At 68.9% G+C, this 18,077-nt stretch carries 17 protein-coding genes; 12 read left to right on the top strand and 5 right to left on the bottom strand.

Going from position 1 to position 18,077, the window contains the following annotated elements:
* Positions 1 to 100: 100 nt before the first annotated feature.
* Positions 101 to 889: an ABC transporter permease subunit gene (locus ABH927_RS02955; protein WP_370017871.1), complete on the bottom strand. Its 789-nt coding sequence runs from the start codon at positions 887 to 889 to the stop codon at positions 101 to 103.
* A complete protein-coding gene (locus ABH927_RS02950) occupies positions 886 to 1,800 on the bottom strand; it encodes an ATP-binding cassette domain-containing protein (protein WP_370017870.1) in 915 nt (304 codons plus the stop codon). Before ABH927_RS02950 ends, ABH927_RS02955 begins: the two co-directional genes overlap by 4 nt.
* Before the next feature lie 102 nt (positions 1,801 to 1,902).
* Between ABH927_RS02950 and ABH927_RS02945 the strand changes: the two genes are divergently transcribed.
* From ABH927_RS02945 to ABH927_RS02935, 3 genes are all read left to right on the top strand, one after another.
* Complete coding sequence (locus ABH927_RS02945; protein ID WP_370017869.1) at positions 1,903 to 3,144, top strand: sensor histidine kinase; 1,242 nt, start codon at positions 1,903 to 1,905, stop codon at positions 3,142 to 3,144.
* A gap of 1 nt (position 3,145) precedes the next feature.
* Positions 3,146 to 3,802 (top strand): response regulator, encoded by a 657-nt coding sequence (locus ABH927_RS02940; RefSeq protein ID WP_370017868.1) that lies wholly within the window; start codon positions 3,146 to 3,148, stop codon positions 3,800 to 3,802.
* A gap of 117 nt (positions 3,803 to 3,919) precedes the next feature.
* On the top strand, positions 3,920 to 4,132 hold the full coding sequence (locus tag ABH927_RS02935; protein WP_370017867.1) for a hypothetical protein: 213 nt from the start codon (positions 3,920 to 3,922) through the stop codon (positions 4,130 to 4,132).
* Between the two features lie 320 nt (positions 4,133 to 4,452).
* On the opposite strand, the gene ABH927_RS02930 is transcribed toward ABH927_RS02935, so the two are convergent.
* Positions 4,453 to 4,824, bottom strand: a complete 372-nt coding sequence (locus tag ABH927_RS02930; RefSeq protein WP_370017866.1) for a DUF6247 family protein — start codon at positions 4,822 to 4,824, stop codon at positions 4,453 to 4,455.
* 312 nt (positions 4,825 to 5,136) lie between these two features.
* Here ABH927_RS02930 and ABH927_RS02925 point away from each other — a divergent pair, with 312 nt between their 5' ends.
* The 4 genes from ABH927_RS02925 to ABH927_RS02910 all read left to right on the top strand — a co-directional run bounded on the left by ABH927_RS02925 (position 5,137) and on the right by ABH927_RS02910 (position 9,753).
* Positions 5,137 to 5,319 carry a LuxR C-terminal-related transcriptional regulator gene (locus ABH927_RS02925; RefSeq protein WP_370017865.1) on the top strand — a complete coding sequence of 61 codons (183 nt, stop codon included), beginning with the start codon at positions 5,137 to 5,139 and terminating at the stop codon, positions 5,317 to 5,319.
* Between the two features lie 39 nt (positions 5,320 to 5,358).
* Positions 5,359 to 8,055, top strand: coding sequence for an AAA family ATPase (locus ABH927_RS02920; protein ID WP_370017864.1), 2,697 nt, complete (start codon positions 5,359 to 5,361; stop codon positions 8,053 to 8,055).
* Positions 8,056 to 8,128: 73 nt separating this feature from the next.
* Positions 8,129 to 8,803 carry an alpha/beta fold hydrolase gene (locus ABH927_RS02915; protein WP_370017863.1) on the top strand — a complete coding sequence of 225 codons (675 nt, stop codon included), beginning with the start codon at positions 8,129 to 8,131 and terminating at the stop codon, positions 8,801 to 8,803.
* Positions 8,804 to 8,916: 113 nt separating this feature from the next.
* Positions 8,917 to 9,753: an alpha/beta fold hydrolase gene (locus ABH927_RS02910; RefSeq protein ID WP_370017862.1), complete on the top strand. Its 837-nt coding sequence runs from the start codon at positions 8,917 to 8,919 to the stop codon at positions 9,751 to 9,753.
* A gap of 120 nt (positions 9,754 to 9,873) precedes the next feature.
* On the opposite strand, the gene ABH927_RS02905 is transcribed toward ABH927_RS02910, so the two are convergent.
* On the bottom strand, positions 9,874 to 11,292 hold the full coding sequence (locus ABH927_RS02905) for an FAD-binding oxidoreductase (protein ID WP_370017861.1): 1,419 nt from the start codon (positions 11,290 to 11,292) through the stop codon (positions 9,874 to 9,876).
* 178 nt (positions 11,293 to 11,470) lie between these two features.
* Here ABH927_RS02905 and ABH927_RS02900 point away from each other — a divergent pair, with 178 nt between their 5' ends.
* The 4 genes from ABH927_RS02900 to ABH927_RS02885 all read left to right on the top strand — a co-directional run bounded on the left by ABH927_RS02900 (position 11,471) and on the right by ABH927_RS02885 (position 15,336).
* Positions 11,471 to 11,932, top strand: coding sequence for a MarR family winged helix-turn-helix transcriptional regulator (locus tag ABH927_RS02900; RefSeq protein WP_370017860.1), 462 nt, complete (start codon positions 11,471 to 11,473; stop codon positions 11,930 to 11,932).
* 299 nt (positions 11,933 to 12,231) lie between these two features.
* Positions 12,232 to 13,329, top strand: a complete 1,098-nt coding sequence (locus tag ABH927_RS02895; protein ID WP_370017859.1) for a type III polyketide synthase — start codon at positions 12,232 to 12,234, stop codon at positions 13,327 to 13,329.
* Positions 13,330 to 13,394: 65 nt separating this feature from the next.
* The gene (locus tag ABH927_RS02890) at positions 13,395 to 14,390 is read left to right on the top strand and encodes a class I SAM-dependent methyltransferase (protein WP_370017858.1); all 996 of its coding nucleotides are present in this window, start codon (positions 13,395 to 13,397) and stop codon (positions 14,388 to 14,390) included.
* Positions 14,391 to 14,430: 40 nt separating this feature from the next.
* Entirely contained in the window at positions 14,431 to 15,336 is a 906-nt protein-coding gene (locus ABH927_RS02885; protein ID WP_370017857.1) for a BTAD domain-containing putative transcriptional regulator, read from the top strand.
* A gap of 13 nt (positions 15,337 to 15,349) precedes the next feature.
* Here the strand turns inward: ABH927_RS02885 and ABH927_RS02880 are convergent, their stop codons facing one another.
* Positions 15,350 to 16,120, bottom strand: coding sequence for a BTAD domain-containing putative transcriptional regulator (locus tag ABH927_RS02880; protein WP_370017856.1), 771 nt, complete (start codon positions 16,118 to 16,120; stop codon positions 15,350 to 15,352).
* Between the two features lie 708 nt (positions 16,121 to 16,828).
* Between ABH927_RS02880 and ABH927_RS02875 the strand changes: the two genes are divergently transcribed.
* On the top strand, positions 16,829 to 17,893 hold the full coding sequence (locus tag ABH927_RS02875; protein ID WP_370017855.1) for a methyltransferase: 1,065 nt from the start codon (positions 16,829 to 16,831) through the stop codon (positions 17,891 to 17,893).
* Positions 17,894 to 18,077 lie beyond the last annotated feature (184 nt).

Genomic DNA, 18,077 nt, shown 5'->3' with positions numbered 1-18,077 from the left:
TGGAGGCCCGACAGGTGTGGCCTCCACCTCGCCGGGGGCTGACCGGCACCCGGCCGAGGGGCGCTGCCCCCTCCGTCGCGGCGGCACCTGTCGCGACCGTTCAAGCGTCGCGGCGGCGCAGGACCAGGTAGCCGCCGATAAGCGAGGCGGCGGTCCAGAGCGCGACGATACCCAGTCCGGTCCACGGGCCGTAGGGGCGGGCGAAGCGCGGGTCACCCGGCGGGCCGGCAAGATGCATGATCACCATGCCGGCCTGGTCCGGCAGGTACTGCGCGACGGTCTTCACCTTCGGGACGTTGCCGAGCCCTTGTGAGCCAAGGAAGAGCAGCGGGAGCAGGATCGCGAGCGAGCGCACCGAGCTGCGCGACATTGCCGCCACACCCGTGGCGAACAGGGAGATGAGTGTCAGGTAGAGGCAGGCCCCCACAATGGCTTGGGGTGCACCGTCCGAGCCAGGCGGGGTGCGGTGTGGGCCAAGCGCCGCCTGTGCCGTGTAGAAGGTGGCCAGCACGGTGACCAGCGAGACGCCGAGAACCGGCAATGTCGCCGCGAGCAGCTTGCAGCCGTAGAACAGGCCGCGCCGCGGCACCGCCGCGAGCGAGGCGCGGATCGACCCGGAGCTGTATTCGCTGCTCATGACGAGCACCCCGAACACCACCAGGGCAAGCTGGCCGAGGGTGAGGCTGTAGAAGGTGGCGAAGAGCGGGTCGAAGGTCTCCTGCTGCTCGCGGGACATGTGGGAGAAGCCGTTACGGAAGCTGAGCCCGACCAGGAAGCCGAGGCCCACGCTGAGGACCAACGTCGGCAGCAGCGTCCACACCGTCGACCGCACAGTCCGGATCTTGGTCCATTCGGCGGTGAGGACCGCTCGTGGGGAGGTTCTGCTCACTGCTGCAGACCTCCGGCCCGATACTCCACGGCGTCGCTGGTAAGCCGCATGAACGCCTCCTCCAGCGAAGCCGACTGGGTGCTGACCTCGTGCACCGTCAGGCTGTTGGCGGCGACGAGTTCGCCGATCTTCGCGGCCTCCGTCTCGTATGCCTCCAGCGCGCCATCGGCTGTCTGCTTCACTCTGATGCCGGCCCCGGTTAGGGCGTCGCGCATCCGCTCCGGCTCGGGCGTACGGATCCGTACATACGAGCGTGCGTTTTCCTGGATGAACTCCCGCACGCTGGTGTCGGCGAGCAGCCGGCCGCGGCCGATCACAATGAGGTGCTCCGCGGCGAGCGCCGTCTCGCTCATCAGGTGGCTGGAGACGAACACTGTGCGGCCCTCCGCGGCCAATCCCTTCATCAGGTTCCGGATCCAAAGGATGCCTTCGGGGTCGAGCCCGTTGACCGGTTCGTCCAGAAGAAGCACCGGTGGGTCTCCGAGCAGTGCCGCGGCGATGCCGAGCCGCTGGGCCATGCCGAGGGAAAAGGTCCCGGCCCGTTTCCTGGCGGCGTGCTCCAGTCCGACCAGCGCGAGGACCTGCCGCACCCGCGCCTTGGGGATCCGGTTGCTCTGGGCCAGCCACAGCAGATGGTGGTACGCGCTGCGGCCGCCGTGCACAGCCTTGGCCTCCAGCAGGGCGCCGACGTGCCGCAGCGGCTCGGGCAGCCGCCGGTAATGCCTGCCGTCGATGAGGACCTGACCTCCGGTGGGGCGGTCGAGGTCCAGCATCATTCGCATCGTGGTGGACTTGCCGGCCCCGTTCGGCCCGAGGAACCCGGTTACCTGGCCGGGCCGCACCGTGAAGGACAGCTCGTCGACCGCGACAGCTTTCCCGTATCTCTTGCTGAGGTTCCGCACTTCGATCACCTGGCTCACCGTAGGAGCCGGGCCGGCCGCGGGCAGTCCTCGAAAGTCGCCGGTCTGCGCCGACCAAAGTTGACGCGGCGGCCGAGCAGTAGCCTGGTGACCATGACCCGACACCTTCTCGTCGCTGTCGTGGTTGTCGCGGACACCGCGCTCATGGCCGGGCACCCGGGTGGTCTGCCCCTCTGGGGCGTACCGATCTACGCGCTGGCTGTCGCGATGGTGATCGCGCTGGGACACCGGACACCCATGGCTGCGTTCGTCGCCGCGCTGGTGCTCGCCTCGCTGACCGGTGGGTCGTTTGTCCTGCTGCTCTGGGCCGCCTACCAGGCCGGTCATGCTGTCCTGTCGCGGTCGGACACAGCCATGGTCGTCGGCGCGGCGCTGGGCGGCCTCGGCGTACAGTTCGTGACCGAGTCGGCGGAGCCGCAGGCGATTCCCCGCATTGTCTCGACGTACGTCGTGTTCGTGGCGCTGCCGCTGCTGGCCGGCCGATACCTCGCCCAGCATGAGCGGCTGGTGTCGGCACTCGATCAGCACAACCGGCAGCTCCGCCGCCAGCGGGAGCTCCTTGTCGAGCAGGAGCGGCTGGGTGAGCGGCTGCGGATCGCCCGAGACATGCACGATTCCCTCGGTCACCGGCTCAGCCTGGTGTCAGTCCAGGCGGCCGCGCTGGAGGTGTCGCCGCTGCCGCCGCAGCAGCGGCAGGCCGTCGAGCAACTGGCGAAGGCGGCGCGTGGCGCCATGAATGAGTTGTACGAGCTGGTCGGGGTGCTTCGCGCAGAGGATGAAACGCCAGGGCGGTCGCCTGGAGTGGAGGCGATCGGCACGGTGGTGGAGGAGTTCCAGGCGGCCGGAGTGACAGTGACGCTGCGGCAGCGCGGAGAGCCGCGGCTGCTGTCCCCTGCGGCCGGGCAGGCGGCGTACCGAGTGGTCGAGGAAGGCCTGACCAACGCGGCCAAACACGCCCCTGACCAGCCGATCACGGTGAGCGTCGAGTGGGAGCCGGACACGCTGCTGCTCACCGTCGCCAATCCGCTCCAAGACCATCCGGTTCTCCCGGCTGCCGAGGGGGCCCGGCACGGCCTGTCCGGGCTGGGCGAGCGGGTACGACCGGTAGGCGGGGTCCTGGATCACAGCATTTCCGATGGAATGTTCCGGCTCGTCGCGATGCTGCCCGCCGTCGCCGAAGAGCTTCCAGTCCGGCTCGTAAGCTCGCCAGGGGAGACGGCCGACGACGATGACCTGCCCGCGGTCGGACACATCCGTACGGTGGTGATCGGGTTCGCCACCGCGGTGTTGATGTTCGCACTCTTGCCCGCGAGCATGCTGCTGGGAGTGCGCTGAGGTGATCAGGGTTCTGGTCGCCGACGACGAGCCGCTGATCAGAGCCGGCATCCGCACCGTGCTGGAATCGGCGGCCGACATCGAGGTCGTCGCCCAGGCCGAAACCGGCCGGGGGGCCGTGAACGAGGCGATCAGGCACCGCGTCGACGTGGCGCTGATCGATATCAAAATGCCGGTGCTGGACGGGCTGAGCGCGATCGAGGAGCTGCGCAGGCAGGTGCCCGTGCTGCGGATCGTGGTGCTGACCTCGTTCAGCGCGGAGCCGAACGTGCTGCGCGCGCTGCAGAACGGCGCGGCCGGGTTCGTGCTCAAGAACTGTACGCCCGACGAACTGATCCGCGCGGTCCGGGCGGCGCATGTCGGTGACGCCTACCTGTCCCCCGAGGTGACCCGGCTGGTGCTGGGCATGGTCACGCCCATAGACGCCCGGCGCCGGCGGGAAGCGGCCGAGCGGCTGGCGGCGCTCACGCCCCGCGAGTCGGAAGTCCTCCACCTATTGGCCGAGGGCATGTCCAACGCCGAGATCGGCCGGCGGCTGCGCATGACCGAAACGACCATCAAGACGTACGTAAGCAGGATCCTGGCCAAGCTCGACTGCTCCAACCGCGTCCAGGCAGCTCTGCTGGTCCGCGACACCGGCCCAGGCACCCGCGGTTGAGGCCGATCAGCCGAAGTCCTGCCCGGAAGGCTCAAGGCGATGCAGCCACGGCCAGGGGTGGTTTCTCAAGGACACGGCCCAGCCGCGACTGTCAGAGGCGCGCAGTACGGTCCTGTCATGGCAGCCAGAATCGATCTGACCCTTGACCGTACGAACGCTCAGCTCCTCGCCCAGTTCTGGAAGACGGCACTGGGGTATGTCGACGAGCCTCCCCCCGCTCCCTTCAAAACCCGGGAGGAGTGGTTTGCACAATTCGACCTGCCGGAGGACACTCCGTGGAAGACGGCGCATGGCTCTGCGATCCGGACGGCGTCGGCCCCCGTGCCCTAGGTCCCCGCTGATCGCTGATCGCCGAGCGGACGGGCACGCAACGGGCACGTCTGTCTTCTGTGGCGCTCAGTCGTACCAAGCAACTTGAATGATCTCCACCAGGCGTCGGTACTCGACGTCAGGTAGGTAACCATGCCCGAACCGCCACCACCGAACGTCTGGGTCCGCATCGGGGCGTCGGGCCGTTCTCCTATGAAGGGGTTGCCGTTCCAAGGCGCGACTTGAAGGAACACAGTCACCTCGTGGAACGCTGCGAGCGCTTCGGCGGGAAGGGTAGCGATCTGCTCGTCTACCTGCTTGCTCTTGCCAACCGTGTACATCTAAAGGTCGAGTTGCACGCCGAGTTCGGATGCTCGTTCGGCAATAACCTCCCGCAGCGGTCTCCCCGGGACGTATTCGCCCCGTTCGATCTGCTCTTGGATGCGAGCGCCGTGTTCCAGGACCGTTTCGTACTCCCCAGTCGCCTTCATCCTGGCCATGTGCCACCAATGAGTGAGCAGGGTGTTGACAGGCGCGAGGTCTAGTTCCTCGGTGGCCTTGGTCATGGCCCGCCGGTAGTCCCTGTCGAAGTAGTCGCGATCGGTAGGAGGAAGGCAAGCACGGATGTTACGCGGACTCCGATCGGCCTTCAGAGACTCCACGATCTGTTCAGGCGTCCGAACGCTGATCAGTTCGTGCGGTTGGGCGGTCATGCCGCTACCTCCTTGCGCTGATAGGTGCCCTGACGTGGTAAGCGAGCCGAGGCATCTGCTACCGAGCTTAGCCGTCGGCGGCCGACCATGGACGGCTGATGGGAGCGTTGGGATGACCGAGCGTCATTGAGGTAGTGGAGCGGGTGACGTGAAATCGAACCGGACCGGTTATAAGGTTCTCACCTGTGGGTTTGTCTTTTCCCGCTGGTCACGGCAACCAGGCTGAGCCGGGTTCTGCGCGGTTCTGACGACTCTTGCGAGCACCGTTGATCTTGGCAGATAGGGGCAATCCTCCTGTCGCTCGGCAGCGCGGTGTGGCTGCAGCGCCTGCCCAACCGCGCCATCGCGGCCCGGCTGACGATCACCGAGTGCGCGGTCGAAGCGTATGTGGCGCAGATCTTCGCCAAGCTGGGGTTGCGCGACTCGCCAGACTCGCACCGCCGCGTCCTGGCGGTGCTCGCGCACATCCGGTCGGAACGGCAGGGCGCGGGCTGAATTGGACGGCGCGGGGCGTGCGGTGTGAGCATCGTCCTCGTGACACTGCACGCCCTCGTGGGACGAGACGCCGAACTGCGCGACCTGCTGGCACTGTTGGACGGCGCGAAGGAAGGCGGCGGGGCGCTCGTGTTGAGCGGCGCGGCGGGCGTCGGCAAGTCGGCGCTGCTCGGGGCCGCCACGGCCGAGGCCGAGGCCAGGGGCGCGCGCGTGCTGACCGTGACCGGCGTGCCCGCCGAAGCCCAGGTCCCGTACGAGGGTCTGCGCAGGCTGCTCGCGGGGACCGGGCTCGAGCCCGGTGACCTCGACGGCGGGCCGCTGCGCACCGCGATGTCCGTGCTGCACCGGCTGTCCGCGCTGGCGGGCGACACGCCCGTGGTGCTCGCCGTCGAGGACGCGCACTGGTTGGACGGGCCGAGCTGGGAGGCGCTCGCGTTCGTCGGCCGCCGGCTGCGCTCGGACGCCGTCGTGCTGCTGGCGACCCTGCGCGACGACGCCGACTCCCAGGCCAGGCTCGCCGCGTCGGGGCTGCCCGCGCTGACCGTGCCGCCGCTGACCCACCAGGCGGCGGCGGAGCTGCTGGCGAGGGTCGCGCCCGACCTGGGCACCGCGCTGCGCGCCCGCGTGCTGGCGGAGGCGGCGGGCAACCCGCTCGCGCTGATGGAGTTCGCCGCGCTGGCGTCCCGGCAGGACCAGGAGATGCTCGCGTCGAGCAGGCTGCCTCTGACGGAGCGGCTGGAACGCGCGTTCGCCCAGGCGCTCGCCGCGCTGCCCGCCGACACCAGGACCCTGGCTCTCATCGCCGCCGTCAACGAGCACGACGCGATCGAGGAGAACACACGGGTCGCGTCCCTGCTGGCGGGCGCGCCGATCGAGGCGGCCGCGCTGGCCCCCGCGACCCGGGCGGGGCTGGTCGTGGCCGACGCCGTGCGCGTCAGGTTCCGGCACCCCCTGATCAGGTCGGCGATCGTCCAGGCGGCCGGGGCCGACCTGTTACGCGACGCACACGCCGCGCTCGCCGCCGCCCTGCCCGATGACGACGACCGCAGGATCTGGCACCGGGCGGCCGCCGCGACGTCCCACGACGACGACGTCGCAGCCGGGCTCGCCGCCGCCGCGATGCGCGCCCACGGCAGGGGCGCGTCGGGGCTTGCGCTGGAGGCGATGGAGCGCGCCGCCTACCTCAGCGCCGACCCGGCCCGCCGGGGCGCGCGGCTGATCGACGCCGCCGCGATGGCCTTCGACCTCGGCGACCGCGCCGCCCTGGAACGCCTCGTCGGCCGCGCGGAGGACGCCGACCTCGCCCCGGTCGACCGGTCCAGGCTCACCTACTTCCGCGACATCACCCTGCATTTCGTGTGGACCGGCGTGGACCGGCTGTCCGACCTCCCCGGGTTCCTCGACGAGATGCGCGCACGTGACGGCTCGGCGTTCGCGCTGCGCTGGCTGGCCAGCGTCAGCACGCGCTGGTTCTTTTCCAACCCCACGCGGGAGGTCCGCGCGCCCCTGCTCGCCGCGATCGAACGGCTGGCCGTGCCTCCGGACGACCCGCAGATCGTCGCGTCGCTCGCGGTGATCGCCCCGGTGGAGCGCGGCAGGCAGTCGCTGGCCCGGCTCGACGCGCTGAGCACGGCGAGCTGGGTCAGCCCGCACAACCTGCAACTGCTGGGCAACGCGGCGAACGCGGTCGGGGCGTTCCCGCTGGGCGCGCGGCTGTACGCGGAGGCGATCGCGGGGATGCGGGCGCGGGGGCCGTTCGGGGCGCTCGCGCAGGCGCTCGTCGGGCAGACGACGTCGGCGGCGCGACTCGCCGACACCCGGCTCGGGGTCGTCGCCGCCGCCGAGGCCAGGGCGCTGGCCGTGGAGACCAGGCAGCCGCAGTGGGTGCTCACCGCGGACGCAGTATCCGCCGAGATCCACGCGCTGCGCGGCGCGACGGACGTCACGCGCGACCTCGCCGCGCAGGCCGAACGGGCGTTCCTGTCGGCGGGCGCGCACCCGATGCTGGCCCTGGTGCAGCTCGCGCGCGGAGCCGCCGAGCTGGCCGACGGGACCTTCGGCGCGGCCTGGGACGCGCTGCGCCCGATCTTCGACCCCAGCGAAGTCAGCTACAGCCAGTACATGCGGCTGTGGGCGCTGCCGCACCTGGCGGAGGCGGCGTTGCTCAGCGGACGGCAGGAGGAGCTGCGCGCGGTCGCAGACGAGCTGGCCCCGGTGATCGAGGAGAGCGGGTCGCCGGTCGGGCACGTGGCGCTCGCCTACGTCAGGGCCGTCACCGCGCCCGACGAGACCGCCGAGGAGCTGTTCACGCAGGCGCTGCGCGAGGACCTGGTCGGCTGGCCGTTCGAACGGGCGCGGCTGCGGCACGCGTGGGGCGCGTGGCTGCGCCGCCAGCGCCGTGCCGCCGAGGCCAGGGCGCCGCTACGCGCGGCGGCTGAGGCGTTCGACGCGCTCGGCGCGGTGCCCTGGTCGGAGCGCGCGCTGCGCGAGCTGCGCGCGAGCGGCGAGCGGATCCGCCGCAAGCACGACACCCGCGACCGGCTCACCGCCCAGGAGCTCCAGATCGCGCAGCTCGTCGCGGACGGCCTGACCAACCGCGACATCGGCCAGCGGCTGTTCGTCTCGCCCCGCACGGTCAGCACGCACCTGTCGCGCATCTTCCCCAAGCTCGGCATCACCACGCGCGGTGAGCTGAGCCGTCTCATGGCCGCGAGGGAGGGCGACTACATCATTTGACGTACGCGAGGGGAGCCGCCCGGTTCCTACCGTGGGACGTGTTCCACCCCTTCTCCCCTCGCAGAGGAACGCCATGATCCGCAACATCGTGCTCGTCCACGGCGGCTTCGTCGACGGCTCCGGCTGGCAGGCCGTCTACGACCTGCTCGTCGCCGACGGCTTCCGCGTGTCGGTCGTGCAGAACCCGACCCTGTCCCTGGCCGGGGACGTCGCCGCCACTCACCAGGTCGTCGACGGCCTGCACGGCCCGTGCGTCCTGGTCGGCCACTCCTACGGCGGCGTCGTGATCACCGAGGCGGGCGGCCACCCGGACGTCGCGGCACTCGTGTACATCGCAGCCTTCGCCCCGGACAAGGGCGAGTCGGTCAACACGCTCATCGCCGACCCGCCGCCCGGCGCGCCCGTCCCGCCGATCCTGCCCCCGGTGAACGGGTTCCTCTTCCTCGACCGGGACAAGTTCGCCGCGTCGTTCGCGGGAGATCTGCCCGCCGACCAGGCGGCGTTCATGGCCGACTCGCAGGTCCCGTGGGGCGTGGACGCCCTCGGCGGCGCGGTCGCCGAACCCGCGTGGCGCGCCAAGCCTTCCTGGTACCTGGTGGCGACCGACGACCGGATGATCCCGCCGCCGGCCCAGCGCGCCATGGCGCAGCGCGCCGGGGCGACCGTCGCGGAGACGCCGGGCAGCCACTCGGTCTACCTGTCGCAGCCCGCGGCGGTGGCCGCCCTCATCCGCCAGGCCGCCGCCTGACGACGACCCTGGCTGACCAGGGGCCGTGCCGTACAGGCCGAGCGCCGCTCCTGGGTTCACCGAGTCGGCCGGGCCCACCCGGTTCCCCCAACCAACTCCCACTGGAGACAGACATGAACGCTCGTTCCGCATTGCCGCGCCGTATGGTGCTCGCCGTCGCTGCCGGCGGCCTGGCCGCCGCGCTGCTCACCGTGCCGTCCGCGTCCGCGACCGCCGCGCACGAGGGCGCTTCTCCCACGGCCAAGCCCACGATCGTCTTGGTGCACGGCGGCTTCGCCGACGGCTCCAACTGGAACGGCGTGATCAGCCGGCTCCAGCACGACGGCTACCAGACGATCGCCCCCGCCAACCCGCTGCGCGGGCTGCCCACCGACGCGCCGTACATCGCCAGCGTCCTGAAGTCGATCGACGGCCCGATCGTGCTGGTCGGCCACTCCTACGGCGGCGCCGTGATCACCAACGCCGCCGCCGACAACCCCAACGTCAAGGCGCTGGTCTACATCGCCGCGTTCGTTCCCGACGAAGGCGAACAGCTCGGCGTCCTGATCAACAAATACCCAGGCACCCAGATCCCCGCCGCCGTGCAGGAGGTCCCCTACGCCAACCCGGACGGCACCACCGGCACCGACCTTTACCTGCGGGCCGACAAGTTCCGGGCCGCGTTCGCCGCCGACCTGCCCGCCTCCACCACCCGGCTCATGCAGGCCACCCAGCGGCCCTTCAGCGCCTCCTCCTTCACCGACGTGACCAAGGCCGCCGCCTGGCACTCGATCCCTTCCTGGGGGCTGGTCGCCACCCAGGACAAGGCCATCCCGCCCGCCCTGGAACGCTTCTTCTACGAGCGTGCCAAGGCCCACGTCGTCGAGGTCGCCGCCTCCCACGTCGCCATGATCAGCCACCCGGGGACCACCACCCGCCTCATCGAGGACGCCGCGCGTGCGGCCGGCTGAGCCGGCCGGGCCGGCTTCGCGCTGCTACCACCGCATCCTCTCGGCCTGACTTTCCGTCACCACCGAAAGGAGTAGAGACAGAGCATCCAGAGTGATACCCCGCGCTCTTGCCTGCCGGGGTCACCCGGCGACGGCGGGCGGGATGTTGTGGTTGAGCCGGAAGATGTTCTGGGGGTCGTAGACGGCCTTGACCTCGGTCAGGCGCTGGTAGTCCTTGGGGTCGTACGCGGAGGCCACGTCCTTGGCGTCATTCTCGCCGATCATGAAGTTCAGCGCCCGGCCGCCGGTGGTCCACGGCATGATCGCCGCGAACACGCGCTCGTGCGCGGGCCGGACGGCGGTGATCTCGGCGCGCTCCAGCCGGGAGACCACGTTGATCACGTAACGCGCGTTGCGATGGCCGACGGCGTTCGGGACGGCGGGGGGACGGGCGAGCTGCCCGCCGAGGTGGCGCAGTTCGACGACGTGCGGCACCGGTGCTTGGGGGCCGACGTGCTCGAGCAGGGCGCGCACCGCGGCGGAGTCGAACTCGCCCAGCAGGGCGGTGCCGGACTCGAAGGTCCCCGGGAAGGGCGGGTCGTTGTGGATGGATCCGGCCTGGGCGAAGGGTATCTCGGCGACGGTGTCGATGAACGGGTTGAGCGCCCGCAGCGGCGCCACCAGGCCCTCGCCCGCCCCGAGGGTGTCTGCGGCGTAGGCGATACGGATGTGGACGACGTAGCGGCCGCGCAACGGCTCCGGGAGCGCCGGGACCTCGGGGAAGGAGATCAGCGCGACCGACGAGGTCATCTCGTCGGGCACGGTGGTCGTCCATTGCGCGTAGGTGTCGAGGACCTCGGCGGCCGACCCGGCGTCGAAGAACAGTCCGCCGCCGTAGATCGTCGTGATCGGCATGAGGTCGACCTCGATGCCGGTCACCACGCCGAAGTTGTCCCGGCCGCCGCGCAGCGCCCAGAACAGGTCCGGGTCGGAGGTCTCGGTGACGTGCCGCAGCGTGCTGTCCGCCGTGACGACGTCGATGCTGCGCACATGGTCGGCGGCGTACCCGTACCGCCGCGACAGCGGGCCCAAGCCGCCGCCGAGGGTGTAGGAGACCACGCCGACGCCCGGGGCCGAGCCCGACAGCGGGGCCAGCCCGGCCGCTGCCGCCTCGTGGATCACTTGGTCCCACTTCGTCCCGGCGCCCACCCACACGGTGCCCGCCTCGGTATTCACCCGGACATCCGCCATCCGTGAGGTGTTGATCAGCACTCCGCCCTCGGCGGCGACGGCGGAGAGCGCGTGCCCTGTGCCTTGCACCGCCACCGGGAGTCCGTGGCTGTGCGCGAACGCCACCGCCGCCTGCACGTCGGCGGGCCCGATCGCGCCCACTACCACGTCGGGCCGGTGCCAGCGGGTGGTCTGGTGCCCGGCGCGTTCGGCGTCGTACTGCTCGTTGTCAGGGGTGAGCACCGGACCCTTCACCTGCTTGGCCAAAGCGTCGATCGCCGCGGCGTCGACGCCGGTGACCTTGTTTCCCTCGTGGTCGAAACGGCTCATCAAATTCCCACCTCTACCGGTATTCGGGGATTCGCCACTGGATCGGCCATACGACAACACACGATGGCTCGCTCGGTCGCATCATGGTTGTCAAGTTCAGTAAAGCTACTGTCCTATTAGGAGTATTGTATTGTCAAGCAGCCTGACGAAGTGGGCTGCATTAGAGAGGTCGCTCGGGATGACGACGCAATCCGGGGAGCGCGGCGAGGAGGACGCGGGCCAGGCGCCGCTTCCCGCTCTGCTCACACGGGCCAAGGACATCACGATCGAGTTGCTCCACCAGCGGCTCGGCGAGGAGGGGTTGGAGGGAATCCGGTACCGGCACGGCTCCGTCTTCCGGTTCATCGACGAGGAGGGGGCGCGGCTGACCGTGCTCGCCGACCGCGCCGGGCTCACGAAACAGGCCATCGCCGAGCTGGTCGACGAACTCGAGCGGCTCGGCTACGTCGAGCGGGCGACCGACCCGAAGGACCGCCGGGCGAAGATCATCCGGCTGACCGAGCGGGGCGTGGCGGGCCAGGCGGCCGCCGCGCGAATCCTCAGGGACATCGAACAGCAGTGGGTGCTGCACCTCGGTCAAGACCGGATCGCCATGCTGCGCCGGACGGTGGAGGAGATCATCGCCCTCCACAGTGGATAGAAGTCCGCCGCGGGCGCCTGCACCCTGTGCGACACCGGAACCCTCGTCAGACGGTGCGACCGCGCCGTTGGGGCAAGCGCGTCCCAAGTGTCTTCCTCCTCCGCCGCCGGAAGGGGTGCCAAGTCCACGCCAAGCCCACGGCAAGCGAGATGGGCGACGGTAGTGAACGTGTATCTCCGAGCCGATGGCGATCCGCGGCGCGGCGTATGCCGCGCGTTGTGACCTGACAGCTTTACCGGGGGTACAGGAAGGGCGCTTTCCGCACAGAGGGTGGACTTCTACAGGAGGAGACTCCAGACATGCCAACGTTATGCAAGCCGTCGGTGCGTGTGCCGGAATATGTCATCACGCTGGACGACACGTTGAAATTCGCCGAGAAGGCACACGCCGGAAAGCCGCAGCTTCCGTTGGCGCTCCGATTGATCAGGAACACGGGCGTGCAGAAGCGGCATTTGGTGCAGCCCATCGAGGATACGCTGCGCCACCCCGGCTTCGAGGAGCGCAACCGCATCTTCGAGTTGGAGTCGCAGAAGAGGTGCCCCGTGGTCATCGAGGAGGCCCTGGCGAACGCCTCGCTGACGGCGCAGGACATCGACGCGATCATCTTCGTGTCGTGCACCGGGTTCACGATGCCGTCGCAGACCGCATGGTTGATCAACAACATGGGATTCCGGTACAACACCCGGCAGATTCCCATCGCGCAGCTGGGTTGCGCGGCGGGCGGCGCGGCGATCAACCGCGCCCACGACTTCTGCATGGCCTATCCGGACAACAACGTCCTGATCGTCTCCTGCGAGCTGTGCTCGCTGTGCTACCAGCCCGAGGACGACGGTGTCGGGTCCCTGCTGTCCGACGGGCTGTTCGGAGACGGGGTCGCGGCCGCCGTGGTGCGGGGGAGCGGCGGCTACGGTGTGGCGCTGGAGCGCAACGCCTCCTACATCATCCCGGACACCGAGAACTGGATCTCCTACGCCGTGCGCTCCACCGGCTTCCACTTCCAACTGGATCGCCGGGTGCCCGGGACGATGGAGCCGCTCGCCCCGGTGCTGCGCGAACTCGCCCTCGACCACGGCTGGGACGTCGGCAACCTCGACTTCTACGTCATCCACGCGGGCGGCCCGCGGATCCTGGCCGACCTGAGCAAGTACCTCGGTGTCGACAACAGCATGTTCCGCCACAGCTGGGCGACGCTGACCGAGTACGGCAACATCGCCAGCGCTGTGGTGCTCGACGCGCTGCGCAGGCTGTTCGAGGAAGACACGATGACACCCGGTGCCACCGGTGTGATCGCCGGTTTCGGACCGGGCATCACCGCGGAAATGGCGGTGGGTAGTTGGTCCCTGGACGCGCCGGCGAGCATGGAGCGGATTCCCGAGGCCGTATCGGCGTCCCACTGAGGGCCGGCCGCCGGAACATCGGCGCGCGGTCGCGTGCCACCTACACGCAGGACTCAGGAGGCAGCGTGAGTAACGACCAACCGAGGCCGGACCGGATCATGGAGATCGCCAACGGCTACTGGGCCACCGGCATCCTCGGTTCGGCGGCGAAGTACTCGCTTTTCACCCACCTCGACGCGGGTGTGGACACTGCGGACCAGCTGGCCGCCAAAGCTGGGATCTCGAAGCGGGGTGCGCAGACCCTGCTCGACGGGCTCGTCGGCTTGGGCCTGGTCGAGCTGCACGGCGCGAGCTACCGCAACACCGCAGAAGCGGCCGCGTTCCTTGTCGACGGCAGGCCCGCCAGCTTGAGCGGCTACGCCAAGCTCAAGCTGGGGCAGATGGACAAGATGGGAAGCCTGCTCGAGGTGTTTCGCACAGGGGGACCGGTGGACGCCATGACCGAGGTGGCCGACAACCCGCATTGGGAGGACGTGGTCCCCGCCATCGCCGCGCAGTCGGTCCCGGTGGCGACGGTCGCCGCCGACCTGCTGGGGCTGGCGGAGGCCGGGGAGGTCTCGATCCTCGACCTCGGCGGCGGCTCGGGCATCTTCTCGGCCATCTGGCTCGAGCTCAACCCCGCCGCCCGCTCGACCCAGCTCGACTGGGGGCCGATCAACGCGATCGCTCACAGGCTGCTGAAGGAGCGGCGGGTGGCCGACCGGTTCACCTGCGTCGACGGGGACCTCCACACTGTGGAGTTCGGCACCGCCGCCTACGACATCGCGGTGTACTCGCACGTCGCGCACCAGGAAGGGCCGGAGGACAACATCGCGATTTTCGCGAAGGTCAGGGCAGCCCTCAAGCCCGGGGGCACGCTGGTCGTCTGCGACTACGTCGTCGACGACGACCGCGGCGGCCCGTTCTTCCCGCTCCTGTTCGCCTCGGAAATGCTGCTCAAGAGCAAGAAGGGCGGGACTTGGCGGCAGGCCGACTACCGGGCCTGGCTCACGGAGGCGGGTTTCGACGACGTCTCGTTCCATTCGACGCCGTCGCCCACCACTTTGGTCTTCGCGCGGTAAACCCGGCGGCGCGGGCATTGCGCTATTTGCCGTAATCGCCGTGAAGCCCGTCGTCGCACGTTCTCCAGGAGAGCGACAGCGCTGGCGCGGCCGCCGTCCGGCGGGTATTCTCGACGCGGTGCATCTGGGTGGGTTTATGGAATTTCAGGTGTTGGGTTCGCTGTCCATCCAGCGAGACGGCGAAGACCTGGTGCACATTACCGGGAAGCCTCGGCAGTTGCTTGCCTTGTTGCTGCTCAACGAACCGCACCGGGTGTCGACTAGTTCGCTGATCACCGAATTGTGGGACAACTCGCCGCCGCGGAGCGCCGCGACCACGCTGCAGACCCATATCTTCTACCTACGTACGGAGTTCGCTCGAAAGCTCGGTGTTCCGCGCGACCTGGTCGCACAAGACCTGCTGCAAACTCACGTCGGCGGCTACCGGTTGGACCTCGGCAAGGCGTCCTTCGACCTGCCCGAGTTCCACCGGCTGCGGTCCTTGGGGCGGACACTGCTGAACACCGGGGACGTCCTCGGCGCCAGCCGGCTGCTGAGTGAGGCACTGGGGTTGTGGCGGGGCCCGGCGTTGCTGGACGTCGACCACGGCAGGCTGCTCCGGGCCGCCGTTGCCGAGCTCGACCAGTCCAGATTGGACACACTGGTCCTGTTCTTCGGTACGCAGTTGGACATGGGCAGGCACCGCGAGATGCTGAGCGAGCTGGCCAGGCTCGTCGTCCGGCATCCGCATCACGAAGAGCTACACGCCCAGTTCATGATCGCCCTGTACCGTTCGGGATACCGGACCCAGGCCCTCGAGGTGTTCGACCGGCTGCGGCGGAACATACAGGACGAACTCGGCATAGCGCCGTCCAACCGGATCTCCCGGCTGTGGCACGTCATGCGGGTCGCCGACACCGCGGCCGTCGACGCCGCAGGCGGCTACGGCAATGCCAAAGCCGTGTAGCGGCGGGCTTGCGCTACGGCTGCAGCGCCGGGAGTTCGCTGGGCAGCGGCCATACCGGCATCTCGTCCAGCCCCGGGTCGGAGGTGAGGATCGCGTGGTAGTACCTCTGTAACTTGGGGGACGGTTCCAAGCCGAACCTGGCGACCATGTCCTCGCGCAGCCGGCGGAACGCCTCCAGCGCGCAGGCGCGGTAGCCGCAGCGGTACAGCGCGATGATGAACTGCGCGTGCAGGTCCTCGTTGAACCTGTCGTGCGACACCAGGTTTATCAGCTCGCCCAGGATCTCCCGGTGTCTGCCGAACCTCAGCTCCAGTCCGATGCGGTGGTTCAGCATCGTGGCCCTCGACTGCTCGAGCCCGGCCACCTCGGCCCGGATGCTCGGCCCCGGTTCGACGCCCGCCAACGCCGGACCACTCCACATCAACAGCGCCGTGTGGAAGTCCCGAGCGGCCTTGATCAGGTCGCCCTCGGCCACGGCGGCCACCCCCGTCTGCTCCCGTTGACGGAAGGACCGTAGGTCGAACCAGGTCGGTTCGGCGACGAACTCGTAGCCGTTGCGCGCCCTGCGCAAGATCTCGTTGCCGACGGCGTCCATGCTGAGGCCGGTGGCCTCGGCGAGTCTCTTGCGCAGTTCGAAGACGTAGATCTGCACGGCCGCGCGCGCCGTTTTCGGTGCGGACCCGTCCCACAGCTCATCTATCAACGCGGCCGTGGGCACGACCCGCGAGTAGTTGAGCAGGAGCAGAGCGAGAATCTGCCGCGGTTTCCGCGCGACCGGCGACATCTCGCCGTCAGCGCAGAAAATCCGCAGCGGCCCAAGAAGGTGAATCCGGATGTCGATTCTCCTCTCCGGACAACGCGAATGGCCAAGCCATGGACACGTTCTCCTGCCGCCTTGGCACTGGTGAGGTCACCAGATCACGCGCGACAATCGAGTCGCGGGTGCCGGTGGACCAGCACCAAGTCGGCTTTCCTGGAGGCGGCGCGGACAACTACTCGTCACCGCGCGTCGCGTGATATGAACAGCCATGGCCAAGTGGCCGCCACCCGGTGGCTGATCTCGAATCGCGAACTCTTGAATTGTGAACTATAAACTCCGACCGATCGTATATTCGCCACAGGCGGTTGTCAAGAAACCTGATAATTGGTGTTCTGTGGTGGCATTCCGCGTGACCGACTCATTCTGGTACTGGTGAGGCGGTCGGCCGCGAATGGTCGGACATCACCGTTGTCGATACGTCTACAGCGGTAGACCTGCGGCGATGTGCGCCCGGCCGCCGCACCATCGTGGCGGCCGCCAAGTCGACGCCAACTCGCCGAACAGTCCCAGCCAAGTCCCGTGGCCGATGCTGGAGAGTGGGTAGCCGCGACCGCCCGGGTCCCCGCCGGATCGTGGCGACGCGGCGCGGTGCCCCACAGTGCTCCTCATCGGGGTGGCAGCGGGTTCGCGTTATGTGCCGCTGGAGCGTAACCAACTCGAAGGGATTAGTGCATGACCGCAGAAGCCACGCTCGCGCGATTCCGTGAATACATGGTTGGACCCGCGCGGTTCATGAACCTGCTGTCCTGTTTCGAACTGGGCATCATCGACGCGCTCCGGGCTGGCCCCGGCATGACCGCGGTCGAGCTCGGCGCCGTTGCCGGGGCCAAGCCCGCGGCCGTGGAGCAGCTGCTGTTCCTGCCGGTCAAGGAGGGTTTCGTCGCCTACGACGAGGCGTCCGGGGCGTACTCCCTCGACGCGCTCGCTGAGCTGGACGACATCGACCTCAAGCGGCCGCTCGACTTCATGGACAAGATCAAGGTCACCACGCTCCGGCAGCTGTTCTACCTCACCGAGAGCGTGCGGACCGGCAAGCCCGTCGGCCTTCGCGAGCTCTACGGGTTCGACGGGGACCTGTACGAGGCCATGACCGTGCACGCGGACCTGCGGGAATCCTGGTCGAGGCTGATGGACTCGGTCACCGCCCGCATCGACCCCTGGTTCTTCGACAACGTCGACATCCCGGCGGGTTCGCGGGTTCTCGACCTGGCGGGCAACACCGGCCTCGGCGCGATCCACACCCTCAAGATGAAGCCGTCGCCCGGGCTACGGGTGACGACGTTCGACCTGCCCGGCCGGGAAGAGGCGTGCCTGAGGAACTTCCGGGAGCACGGGGTGGACGAGCAATGCTCGTTCATCGGCGGTGACGTCTTCGTGGAGGTTCCCAAGGGCTTCGACGTCGTGCTGATCAAACACTTCCTCAACATGTTCGACAAGAGCGAGGTGTTCAAGATCCTCAACGGCGTCCGGGACTCGCTGGAGGTCGGCGGCCAGGTCCACATCCTGGTGCCGATCTATTCCGAGGACATCAAGGAATCCGGCACCGTCGACTACTACCCGAGCTTCTTCCTCGGCTGCGCTACAGGGCAGGGCGGGCCGCAGAAGCTGTCGACGTTCCGGAGCTGGTTGGAAGAATGCGGTTTCACCGTCACGAAGGCGATCGCCCAGCATCCTTCCGAACTGCCCCCGGACGCCCTCCCCTTGCAGGGCATTTTGAGCGCGACGAAGACCGTGTGACCGGCCGGCGTGGGACCGGCTCCACGCAGGGATAGCGAATCCACCCCGTACACCTCTTTCACGAACCGCATGACTCGGAGGGATCAGAACATGACCGCAGAAGCCACGCTCGCGCGATTCCGTGAATACATGGTTGGACCCGCGCGGTTCATGAACCTGCTGTCCTGTTTCGAACTGGGCATCA

Origin of the sequence: Planotetraspora sp. GP83, assembly GCF_041262585.1 — a bacterium.
Classification (GTDB): domain Bacteria; phylum Actinomycetota; class Actinomycetes; order Streptosporangiales; family Streptosporangiaceae; genus JAOEGB01.
This window is presented reverse-complemented; position numbering and strand designations above follow the sequence as displayed.